This is a genomic window from Methylotenera versatilis 301 (genome assembly GCF_000093025.1).
GTDB classification, from domain to species: domain Bacteria; phylum Pseudomonadota; class Gammaproteobacteria; order Burkholderiales; family Methylophilaceae; genus Methylotenera; species Methylotenera versatilis.
On record NC_014207.1, the window covers coordinates 1 to 12,079 of the forward strand.

Sequence of the window (12,079 nt, forward strand, 5' to 3'; positions counted from 1 at the left end):
TATATTATTAATTACAATAAAAACAAATAGTTAACAATTAATTTTTTGCTGACGATTGATCTGCAAACTAAATACCTAGGTAAATCACGATAGATGGAAAATTTTTGGCCAACTTGTCTCAGTCGTTTTGAACAAGAGCTCTCAACGCAACAATTTAACACTTGGATTAAACCTCTACACGCAGAAGTAGAGGGTAATGCGGTGCGCTTAGTCGCGCCTAATCGTTTTGTCATGCAATGGGTGAAAGAACGTTTTCTTAAAAAAATAGAGCAGTTTGCGCATGATTTACATTTAGCCAATATTAAAATTGATTTTGTCATTTCTGATTCAGATCAAAAAAATAGCGCTGAAAAACCAGCAGCTAAACAAACATCAAAAGTTGAAATTAGCACTAATATTAATTTGATGGAATCAAAAATCAGTCAAATTAGCCAAGCGATTTCTACGTCTAAGAATATCAATAAAAAAACTAGTGAGTCCTCCAAAGTCAGTTCCGGCTTAAATAGTGCATTTAATTTTGATAACTATGTCACTGGCCGTGCTAACCAATTAGCACGTGCTGCAGCCATACAAGTCGCTGAAAATCCTGGCACTGCCTACAATCCGTTGTTTATTTATGGCGGGGTAGGGCTAGGTAAAACGCATTTATTACAAGCCATTGGCAATGAGTTAAAAAAACATAATCCTGATGCCAAAATTCGTTACTTACATGCAGAACGTTATGTCACTGATGTGGTAAAAGCTTATGAACACAAAGCTTTTGATGAGTTTAAGCGCCAATATCACTCTTTAGATTTATTGTTGATTGATGATATTCAGTTTTTTGCAAAGAAAACACGGACGCAAGAAGAGTTTTTCTACGCATTTAATTCACTGATTGAAGCGAAAAAACAAATTGTCATTACTTGCGATACTTACCCTAAAGAAATTATCGATGTAGATGAACGTTTGCGCACTCGCTTTAGCTGGGGTTTGACCGTTGCGGTAGAACCACCGGAGCTTGAAATGCGTGTGGCTATTCTATTAAAAAAAGCGGAAGCGGTTAATTTAAACTTACCTGAAGACGTCGCTTTTTTCATAGCTAAACAAATACGCTCCAGTGTACGTGAGTTAGAGGGTGCGCTAAATCGTATTATTGCTATGGCGAAATTTACTGGCCATAGTATCGATGTACATTTAGCAAAAGATGCGCTTCGTGATTTAATAGCTGTTCGCGGTAGGCAGGTAACGATGGAAAATATACAAAAAACCGTTGCTGATTATTACAAAATTAAAGTCGCTGAGATGTACAGCAAGAAGCGTACACGTAATTTTGCGCGTCCTAGACAGATTGCCATGGCTTTATCGCGTGAGCTTACTAACCATAGCTTTCCAGAGATTGGCGAGGCATTCGGTGGTAGGCACCACACCACGGTAATGCATGCATGTGATGAAGTAGATTTATTAAGGCAAAATGATCCAACATTTACACGTGATATTAGCTTTTTAGTACAAGTTATTAGAGATTAGAAATACCATTTAGATTGAATTAAAATTGAATAGTAGTGCAATAAACTGCAAAGTTAAGTTATGAACTTTCTGTGGATAAAAATAGGATAAGGTTGTGTATTTGTGAATTTCATTTTTTACTCAACAAATTATCCACAGTAGAATATGCTTTTATCAAGATAAAAAAATTAGAATTAACATACTGATTTAATTAAAAAATAATCAGTTATCAACAGAAAATTGCAACATTATTATTGTTATTATTTATATATATATTATTTAGGTTATAAAGATGAATATACAAATCAACCGCGAAACATTGTTAAAGCCTTTGACTTCTGTCACTAGTATTGTAGAAAAAAGACATACCTTACCTATATTGTCTAATTTGTTATTAGAGGCTAAACAAAATAAAATTCATCTAACTGCTACAGATTTAGAAATGCAAATATCGCTTTCAATAGAAAGTGCAACCACAGGTGATTTTTCAACAACAATATCAGCTAAAAAATTATTAGATATTTGTCGTTCATTACCAGATAGCTCAGAAATTAATATGGCGACTAATGACAGTCGTATTACTTTAAAAGCTGGCAAAAGTAGATTCAACCTACAAACTTTGCCTGCAGCAGATTATCCTGTCATGACTAAAACACAAGGTGAAAGCACTTTGGTAACGATAGGTCAGCGTCAGTTAAAGGATTTGTTAAAGCAAGTTGAGTTTGCAATGGCGCAACAAGACATTCGTTATTATTTAAATGGCTTGTTATTCGAAGTGGTTGCGAATCGTTTAAATATTGTGGGTACAGATGGCCATAGACTAAGCTTTACCTCAACCGAACTTAAACAAAATTATGACAAACAAGATGTCATTTTGCCGCGCAAGACTGTGATTGAATTAATCAAGCTGTTAGATGATAGTGATGAAGATGTACAGATTGAATTAGCCAGTAACCAAGTAAATTTCAGTTTTAGTCACTTTAAATTAATCTCAAAAGTGATTGATGGTAAGTTCCCTGATTACAATCGTGTTATTCCAACTGGTCATCAAAACTCATTTACTACGGATAGAGTTGGGGTTTTGTTGGCAATGCAGCGTGCTTCAATTTTATCTAACGAAAAATACCGTGGTATTCGTATGGTGCTAAGTAATAATAATTTAAAGCTAATCAGCACCAATAGCGATCAGGAAGAAGCTGAAGAGGAACTGGAAATCGATTACGCAGGTGATAGCTTAGATATAGGCTTTAACGTTACCTATTTAATTGATGTGTTAAATAACACCAGTAGCGAACAAGCAACTTTCTCATTTGCTGATGCAAATAGTAGCTGTTTAATCACTGTGCCAAATAATACTGATTACAAATACGTAGTTATGCCAATGCGCATATAAGCGCATGTTTCACGTGAAACACTCAATTAAACCCAAATATATATTTATAAAAAGACAAAAAGCATGGCTGAAAATCAACCAGAACTAAAACCAGTATCTCCAGATTACGATTCATCAAGCATTAAAATTCTTGAAGGTTTAGATGCCGTTCGTAAACGTCCAGGTATGTACATTGGTGATACGTCTGATGGATCAGGCCTACATCATATGGTGTTTGAGGTACTAGATAACGCGATTGATGAGGCATTGGCTGGTCATTGTGATGATATTAAAGTCACGATTCATTCTGATAACTCAATCAGCGTGTCTGATAATGGCCGTGGTATTCCTACAGACATTAAAGATGATGATAAGCATGAGCCTAAACGCTCAGCCGCTGAAATTGTGATGACTGAACTGCATGCAGGCGGTAAGTTCGACCAAAACTCATATAAGGTTTCTGGCGGTTTACATGGTGTTGGTGTCTCTGTAGTTAATGCTTTATCTGATTGGTTGCGTTTAAAGATATACCGCCAAGGTAAAGTGCATCAAATGGAGTTTCAGCGCGGAGTTGCGGTATCACCACTCGTGCAAACTGGTACAACTGAAAAGCGTGGTACCGAAGTTCACTTTTTAGCTTCAGTAGAAACTTTTGTATTGGTTGAATATCATTTTGAAATATTAGCAAAGCGTATTCGCGAGTTATCGTTCTTAAATAATGGCGTAAAAATTGAGTTGGTCGATCAGCGCACAGGTAAAAGTGAGAATTTTGCTTATTCTGGTGGTATTAAAGGTTTTGTGGAATACATGAACCGTACTAAAACCGTGCTTCATCCTAAAACTTTTTATGCAATGGGTGAAAAAGACGGTATGACTATTGAAGTTGCAATGCAATGGAATGACTCATATTCTGAAACTGTGCAATGTTTTACCAATAATATCCCACAACGTGATGGCGGTACGCATTTAACGGGCCTACGCACTGCCATGACACGTACTTTGAACCAATATATTGAACAAAGTGATATTGCCAAAAAAGCCAAAGTGGAGACAACTGGTGATGATATGCGTGAAGGTATTTGCTGCGTACTCTCAGTAAAAGTGCCGGACCCAAAATTCTCATCACAAACTAAAGATAAATTAGTATCTAGTGAAGTGCAGCCAGTGGTATCAGAAGTGGTTTCAGCTAAATTAGCCGAATTCTTGGCTGAAAATCCAGCAGATGCAAAAATTATCGTAGGTAAAGTAGTAGATGCCGCTCGTGCCCGTGAGGCAGCACGTAAAGCGCGTGAAATCACTCGTCGTAAAGGTGTAATGGATACCATGGGCTTGCCAGGTAAATTGGCAGATTGCCAAGAACGCGATCCAGCAAAATGTGAAATTTACCTAGTAGAGGGTGACTCAGCGGGTGGTTCAGCTAAACAAGGTCGTGATCGTAAGTTTCAAGCTATCTTGCCACTAAAAGGTAAGATCTTAAACGTAGAAAAAGCACGTTTTGATAAATTGCTAGGCTCGCAAGAAATTGCAACACTCATTACCGCGCTCGGTACCAGTATTGGTAAAGCGGACTTTAATGCAGAAAAACTACGCTATCACCGTATTATTATCATGACCGATGCCGACGTTGATGGTGCGCATATCCGTACGTTGTTGCTCACATTCTTCTACCGCCAAATGACGGAACTAGTAGAACGTGGTCATATTTATATTGCTCAACCACCTTTGTATAAAGTAAAACAAGGTAAAGATGAGCGCTATTTAAAAGACCAACAAGAGTTAGATCAATATTTACTGCAATCTGCACTAAAAGGCGCAGAGCTCACCACTAAAACAGGTGCAGAAGTCATTACAGGTGCACCGTTAGCTGAAATTGCTAAGCAAATGGTGCTGACAGAAGCAGTCATACGCAGAATTGCAGCGCTTTATGATGAAAGCGTGTTGCGTGCTATGCAAGATTTGGGTGAAATGAGTTTAAGTACTAAAGAAACCACAGAAATTGCAGCTGCTAAATTACGTCCTATACTAGGTGCTATTGGTAGCGATGTGATTGTAGGATTTGACAAAGAAGCCGGCGCACATCGTTTAGAGATTAATAAATACGTACATGGTAATTTGCAATGTTGCGTGATTGATGCTGAGTTCTTAGGCTCAGGCGATTATCGCCAAATTAGCAAAATGTCTGTGATGCTACAAGGTTTGTTAGGCGAAGGCGCGTTAATCAAGCGCGGCGAGAAAGAGCAAACTATCACCACATTTAAACAAGCGCTGGATTGGTTGCTAGAAGAAGCGAAACATAACCTCAATATACAACGTTACAAAGGCTTGGGCGAGATGAACCCATCACAGCTGTGGGAAACCACAATGGACCCAACCGTGCGTCGTTTACTTAAAGTACAGATTGATGATGCAATTGCAGCCGATGAAATATTCACCACACTAATGGGCGACCAAGTAGAGCCACGCAGAGCATTTATTGAAAGCAATGCTTTAGGTGTGGGTAACTTAGATATTTAGTTTTGTAGGTTCTTGCTAATTTCTGTCGTGTGCCAAGGTAAGTGCAAACTGTGCCAGTTTATTGCAAAACTCATGTCATAGATAATGCAAAAATTCGGTAGAGTTTAAAGAAATATCAGAATATTAACTCTGATATTTTGTGAGCGTTTTTATCTATTTAAATGTCTGATCAATACGAGTACAGTAAAATTTAATACATAAAATATGGCTGAAAAATACTATGCTGATTTAAATCACTTAACGTCTGATGAAGTAGAAGCGTTCTATCAACGATATTTGAACGAAAAAACCAGTGATTTGGTCAAAAGTTACAACATGAAACCATCACTTGCAAACAGCATTATAAATTTACTTCCTTTAGATTTATGTAGCGCTGCCTGTGCAATTTGTGGGGAAGCGGCCTTACTCTCCAAGAAAAGATCTAAAACTGAGTCTTCTAGCCGAAGACCAGCAATGCGCGTAGCACAGTGCAGTGGTTGTGGTCATAAGCAATATCTCTCTGATGACCTAATCATTATTCATGCCCCAGTAGAAAATTGTAATTGTGAACACTGTAAAGAGGAAAAAGCCTCTAGAAAACAACAGAAAATTGATGCAGCGGAAGAAGAGCGTAAAGAAACTTCCAAAAAAATAATCAATGCTCACACCATCGAGCGCCGTTATATCCCATTTTCAGAATCTGACGAGAGTTATAACCTTGCTCCAGTAGCGATGCTAATGGCCATGATTGTTGAATTGCATTAATAACTGACCCACCAATTGCATTTAAAATTGACCCACCCTTAGCTGTTAATTTAGCATAAATTTATTGGGTTGGTATCTTGATGTCTCTCTCCTTTTGACTGTGTGCAGTACTGTGTTTATAGCGGAAGCTATCATTGCCTGTTTCAACAATATGGCATCGATGCGTTAAGCGATCTAATAATGCCGTTGTCATCTTTTGATCTCCAAAGACATTACCCCATTCAGCAAAGCCTAAATTAGTCGTGATAATGACGCTGGTATGTTCATACAACTTACTCAGTAGATGAAACAACAAAGCACCACCTGCTTGGCTGAATGGTAAATATCCCAGTTCATCTAAAATTACTAGATCTACATACATCAGCCTAAACGCCAATTGTCCTTGTTTGCCAGCAGCCTTCTCTAACTCTAATGTGTTGACCAATTCAATCGTAGAGAAGAAACGTACACGTTTTAGATGATGCTCAATCGCTTGAACACCAATGGCTGTAGCTAAGTGGGTTTTACCTGTACCAGGTCCTCCAATCAGTACCACATTCTGCGCATCTTCAGTAAAGGCACACCGGTGCAATTGCTTAATTAAAGGTTCGTTTGCTGAACTCTGGCTAAAATCAAAACCAGTCAGGTCACGATAGACTGGAAACTTCGCAATCTTGACTTGATAGTTAATTGAACGTATCTCTCGTTCTGCTATTTCAGCTTTTAACAGGCTGCCTAATATGAGTTGGGCTGATTCGTAGCTAGGTACGCCTTGTTGATGAAGCTCATCTGCCGCTTGTGCCATGCCATACAGCTTTAATCCTTTTAAAGTGGTCATCATCACCTCATGCTGCATGACGCACCTCCCTTAAGCCATCGTAACGTTCAACATTTGCGATAGGCTCTTCATTCAATGACAAACGTTGCGGCGTATCTGCTAATGGCGGCGGCGCAGGACTGATCATTCGCCTTAATATATTAAGGATGTTCGGTTTAGACGCTACGCCTAATGCCAATGACTCTTCAATCGCAGCGAGTACTTGTGCCTGATCATAATGCAATACCAGCGACAGTACTTCGACCATCTCTCTGTCACCTCCAGCTCTTTTTAATAACTTGGTTTGCAGTTGCTTGAATGCCTCAGGCAATGCCGTAAATGGTGCGCCATTACGTAAGGCACCAGGTTTACGCTGCAATACACTCAAGTAGTGCTGCCATTCATAACACGTCACGCTACTGCGATGATGACGATTGATGATGCGTTTGTGTTCAGCAATGACAGCCATTTCTGACACCATGGTTAAGTGATCTGCATAGACACGTAAACTCACATGTCGATTAGCAAAAGAGGCTGGCACACTGTAACGATTTCGTTCAAAGTTGACTAAGCAAGTTGGTGTGACACGCTTGGTGTACTCCACAAAGCCATCAAAGGATTGAGGCACGGGCATTAGCATCTGGCGCTCCAATTCCCAAACATCTGCAATGGTTTGTTGTCTATCTTCCGGATGGGTGATTTGCTGCCATAAGGCCATACAGCTTTCGGTCAGCCAATCGTTCAGCGTTTCCAAACTGGCAAATGGTGGCGCTTGATGCCACAGCCGATGTCGTGCATCCTGCACATTCTTCTCAACTTGGCCTTTCTCCCAACCAGAGGCTGGATTGCAGAACTCAGCTTCAAACAGGTAATGACTGGTCATGGCTTTAAACCTTGCATTCACGGTGCGTTGTTTACCACGGCCAACCTTATCAATTGCAGTGCGCATGTTGTCGTAGATGCCGCGCTTAGGAACGCCACCTAAGCATAAGAATGCGCGATGATGTGCATCGAACAACATCTCATGGGTTTGTAGTGGATAAGCCCGCAAGTAAAAGGCGCGACTGTGAGCAAGTTTGAAATGGGCAACCTGTAGTTTCGTGCGCTCGTTGCCGATGATAGCCCAGTCCTCGCTCCAATCGAACTGAAAGGCTTCACCAGGGGCGAATGTCAGAGGAATGAAAGCACCGCGACCGATGGTGCCAGCCAGTTGCTGTTGCTGCAGTCGCCATTGCTTGGCATAGGCGACCACGCGGTCATAAGAACCAAGGTAACCCAGCTTGACTAAGTCATGATAGAGCTGCTTTACGCTACGCCGTTCTTTACGCCCGCGATTGGATTCGGTTTTAAGCCATTGCTGCAGCTTGTCTAGATAGGGACTTAATTTGCTGACACGTCCTTGCCCCATATATTGAGGGATAACAATGTCATTGCGCAGGTATTTCTTGATGGTGTTGCGAGATAAGCCAGTCCTTTTAGCAATCTCACGAATCGACATTTGATCACGCAAATGCCAGCGTCTGATTACACTTAATAGTTCCACGGTGATCACTCCCATTCTCCTGCTCATAGCTTGAGCAGAATAGTATCGGTACGTGGGTCAATTTCTAGTGCAATTTATATCGTTAGGTGGGTCAATTCTGAGTGCAATTCAACAATCCAAGATGCACTAAACAAAAAGACTAGTTGGGTGCCAAATGACCTCCCAATCTACCCGTTGGTGCTGACGCTGGAAGACTGGTTCATATTTAGCCCTCGCGTTCGCGAAATGCTAAAGGAACACGTGTGCCAATTGTTGGATGAAGCAGGAATTGATAAGAATGTGCTGGTGGACATGCCATACACAATTGCGTCTGCCAACGAGTTCGAAATTACAAGTCAGGTCATCGCGCAAATTGGCATATTCACCTTCATGTCCAAGAAGACTACACCAGAACAGCAGGGGTTGTCGCTGTTGCCTTTCGCCACAAACGACTTCAAGGAAGAGATGCGAAACATAAATGGACGTTTGTTCGCTGATGATTTTGCCAAAATGATGCCAGACATCACACGAGATTATTTTTGAGGTCTTGCCACCGTAGTGTGGGAAGTCCAGTTTTCTTAAATCAGTCAAAGAGTATGCGGCGGGTCAACGTATTTATAAAAGTAGCATAGAGAATTTCCAGAAAACCTATATTTTGTTAGCAGTGAGTGCTATTTAGCAGAAAATATCCCCAGGAGCGTCTTTAAAGGCGATGAAAATTAAACCAGTTTGTGGTCCGGTCATAGATGGATGTAGACAATATTTTTTTAAGCGGAACGCAGTGTTATGAGAAAAGTTATTTAAATAAATAGAGTAATATAGGCTATATGGCTAACAAAATTTAACGACTTAACCACATCGATATTTAATTTCTTATTTACCCATTTGGGCTCTTGTTCAACATCTTTGAATAAGCTATAGTCCACTCAAAGGTGTATAAAATCCACACCAAAAATAGCAGCTCAAGCTAATAACAAATAATAATCATTAGGGGAAGCAGTGGCTCAACCACTCAATATAGACACCTTCGTGTGGGCTACGGGGGCTTTTTGTCAGCTTAATCGCGTTCCTTATGACGCCTCTCTCCTAATTAAGCAATTCCCACCCCCATATGATGTCGTTAACTTACAGCAAGCCTTACAAAGCTTTGGATTAAATAATAGTGTTAAAAAATTTTCGATAGAACAACTGCCAACGGCAAGTCTGCCTTGTTTAGCATTATTGAACCCTACGCCATCACCTGAAGGCAATACTCCCGTAGGTAATACAGAAGATCAGCCTGCACCCATCAATGGTGTTGCTTTAGTCCTAAGACGTGATGAAAAGCGCCTATTAGTCCTTCAACCAAATCAAGCAGAACCTATTACTGTAGGGATTGATGATTTCGCTCAACAAATCACCGGTGACTTCTTAGTCGTACGTAAAGTGGAAGAAACAGTTGCGGATGATGGCAGTACAATCTCAGCTATCAACGCAGCACCAAACAACAACACATCAGCCAAGCAAAACAAAACAGCTAAAAACTCAGATCCAAAAGAATTTGGTTTTAGATGGTTCATTCCTGAACTACTTAAATACAAACGTATCTGGTCTGAAGTGCTATTAGCTTCACTGACCATTCAATTAGTCGGTTTAGCTGTGCCGATCTGTACACAAATCGTCATTGATAAAGTGGTAGTACATCACACCACCAGTACGTTAATAGTCATTGCCACGGCTCTGTTTATCTTTCTGATCTTTACTGCAGCCATGGGCTGGGTGCGTCAATATTTGGTATTGCATACCGGTAACCGCATTGATGCGACTTTAGGTCATAAAGTATTCAGTCACTTACTCGATTTACCTGTTCGTTATTACGATCACCGCCCAACAGGTGTCATCATTGCCCGTGTACATGGGGTAGAAACTATACGTGAGTTTCTGGCAGGTGGTCTTGTGACGTTACTGTTGGACTTCCCCTTTCTGATTGTTTTTCTTGCCATCATGTTTTGGTATAGCTGGCAACTCACATTGATCTCAGTCGCAGGTTTAGCACTGATAGCCATAATCAGCTTTATCGTCACCCCTATCATTCGTGCCAAGCTTAATCATCAGTTTATGTTAGGTGCGCGTAATCAAGCTTTCCTCACTGAATATGTCTCAGGTATGGAAACAGTTAAATCTCTGCAAATGGAACCACAACTCAAGCAAACTTTTGGCAACTACTTAAGCACTTACCTCAATGCCAGCTTTGATAGTCGTAAACTCTCTATTACCTACAATACTGCAGCTAATACACTAGACCAATTACAAACACTGGCGATTCTCTGTGTTGGTGCATGGTTAGTCATGCATAACACTAATTTCACTATTGGCATGTTAGTCGCCTTTCAGATGTTCTCAGGTAGATTGTCTGGTCCAGTGCTGAGACTAGTTGGCTTATGGCAAGAGTTTCAACAAGCGGATATTGCGGTGAAACGTTTGGGTGATGTGATGAACGCACCAGCAGAACCCATGACACTCATCCCTACCAGAGCCAATACCAATCAAACCATCAACATCACTGTTGATAGCTTGGGCTTTAAATACTCAGATGAGCATCCATGGCTCTATCAGAACCTCACCTTCAACATTCAGGCTGGACATTGTGTTGTTGTAATGGGACCTAGTGGTTGTGGAAAAAGTACATTAGCTAAACTGCTTCTAGGTTTCTACCAACCACAAGAAGGTAACATCAAGCTCAATGGGCAAGATATTCGTTACCTAGCTGCCAATGAGCTGAGAAACCACTTTGGCGTAGTGCCACAAGAAACCGTTATCTTCTCAGGCACGATTTACGACAACCTGACGCTTGCAAACCCTCATGCAAGTTTCGAGCAAATCATTCACGCTTGTCAGTTGGCAGAAATCCACAATGCGATTGAGCAGCTGCCGCAGGGTTATCAAACCACCGTCGGTGAACACGGTACAGGTTTAAGTGGTGGACAGAAGCAACGCATAGCCATTGCGCGTGCATTACTTAAACAGCCTAAAGTCTTAATCTTCGATGAAGCCGTGAGTAACCTTGATCAACAAACGGCGGAGCACTTTGCACAGACTGTGAATAAGCTTAAGGGCAAGGTCACTATCCTCTTCATAACGCATCAGTTGCCTAAGGGTCTGCATGTGGATGAGGCGGTGATACTGGGTAAGGAAAATCCTAATTATGTAAAACAAATGGGCTCTGAGAAAGTGTAAATATGAAGTTAAATTATGAGGTTCCTGCATGAGTTTAAAACAACGACTTACAGAGTTATTGAGTTTGATTAATGCAGAGTCGAGTGTATTGCAATGAAAGAAGATGGTATACAAGTGAAAAATTTTAAAAAGTCAAATATTGTTCTTATTCTAGGAGTGGCATCATATTTTCTTTTAAAGTTTTTATTACCTTTAGATAGTCTTTCTAGCTATATCCTTAAAAATAATTTTAAGGATAGCTTGCTATTTCAAGTGCCAATGTTTCTGTTTTTTTTCTGTGCATTAATAATTATTGTTTCCAGTAACTATTTAAAACACTTACAAAAAAAACAACAATTTGAGCATTCAATAAAGTATGGACTTTGCACAAGGATATACGACATTTGTTCTATGTTTGTTGTATTTTTATCAGGATATTTAGTGTGTT

The 12,079-nt window shown here is 40.2% G+C and carries 8 protein-coding genes; 6 read left to right on the top strand and 2 right to left on the bottom strand.

The window, feature by feature from the left end:
• Window positions 1–93: 93 nt before the first annotated feature.
• The 4 genes from dnaA to M301_RS00025 all read left to right on the top strand — a co-directional run bounded on the left by dnaA (window position 94) and on the right by M301_RS00025 (window position 6,118).
• The gene (gene dnaA, locus M301_RS00010) at window positions 94–1,509 is read left to right on the top strand and encodes a chromosomal replication initiator protein DnaA (protein ID WP_013146708.1); all 1,416 of its coding nucleotides are present in this window, start codon (window positions 94–96) and stop codon (window positions 1,507–1,509) included.
• A gap of 271 nt (window positions 1,510–1,780) precedes the next feature.
• Window positions 1,781–2,881 carry a DNA polymerase III subunit beta gene (dnaN, locus tag M301_RS00015; RefSeq protein ID WP_013146709.1) on the top strand — a complete coding sequence of 367 codons (1,101 nt, stop codon included), beginning with the start codon at window positions 1,781–1,783 and terminating at the stop codon, window positions 2,879–2,881.
• Window positions 2,882–2,944: 63 nt separating this feature from the next.
• Window positions 2,945–5,374, top strand: a complete 2,430-nt coding sequence (gene gyrB / locus M301_RS00020) for a DNA topoisomerase (ATP-hydrolyzing) subunit B (RefSeq protein ID WP_013146710.1) — start codon at window positions 2,945–2,947, stop codon at window positions 5,372–5,374.
• A gap of 204 nt (window positions 5,375–5,578) precedes the next feature.
• Window positions 5,579–6,118 (top strand): hypothetical protein, encoded by a 540-nt coding sequence (locus M301_RS00025; protein ID WP_013146711.1) that lies wholly within the window; start codon window positions 5,579–5,581, stop codon window positions 6,116–6,118.
• 61 nt (window positions 6,119–6,179) lie between these two features.
• Here the strand turns inward: M301_RS00025 and istB are convergent, their stop codons facing one another.
• Together istB and istA are read right to left on the bottom strand one after the other, a co-directional pair.
• Window positions 6,180–6,953, bottom strand: coding sequence for an IS21-like element helper ATPase IstB (istB, locus tag M301_RS00030; protein ID WP_013146712.1), 774 nt, complete (start codon window positions 6,951–6,953; stop codon window positions 6,180–6,182).
• Entirely contained in the window at window positions 6,943–8,466 is a 1,524-nt protein-coding gene (istA, locus tag M301_RS00035) for an IS21 family transposase (protein WP_041359551.1), read from the bottom strand. The genes istB and istA overlap by 11 nt, the downstream gene beginning before the upstream one ends.
• A gap of 240 nt (window positions 8,467–8,706) precedes the next feature.
• Between istA and M301_RS00040 the strand changes: the two genes are divergently transcribed.
• Together M301_RS00040 and M301_RS00045 are read left to right on the top strand one after the other, a co-directional pair.
• Window positions 8,707–8,979 (top strand): hypothetical protein, encoded by a 273-nt coding sequence (locus tag M301_RS00040; RefSeq protein ID WP_148218557.1) that lies wholly within the window; start codon window positions 8,707–8,709, stop codon window positions 8,977–8,979.
• A 456-nt stretch (window positions 8,980–9,435) separates the two neighbouring features.
• The gene (locus tag M301_RS00045) at window positions 9,436–11,652 is read left to right on the top strand and encodes a peptidase domain-containing ABC transporter (protein ID WP_013146715.1); all 2,217 of its coding nucleotides are present in this window, start codon (window positions 9,436–9,438) and stop codon (window positions 11,650–11,652) included.
• Window positions 11,653–12,079: the final 427 nt, after the last annotated feature.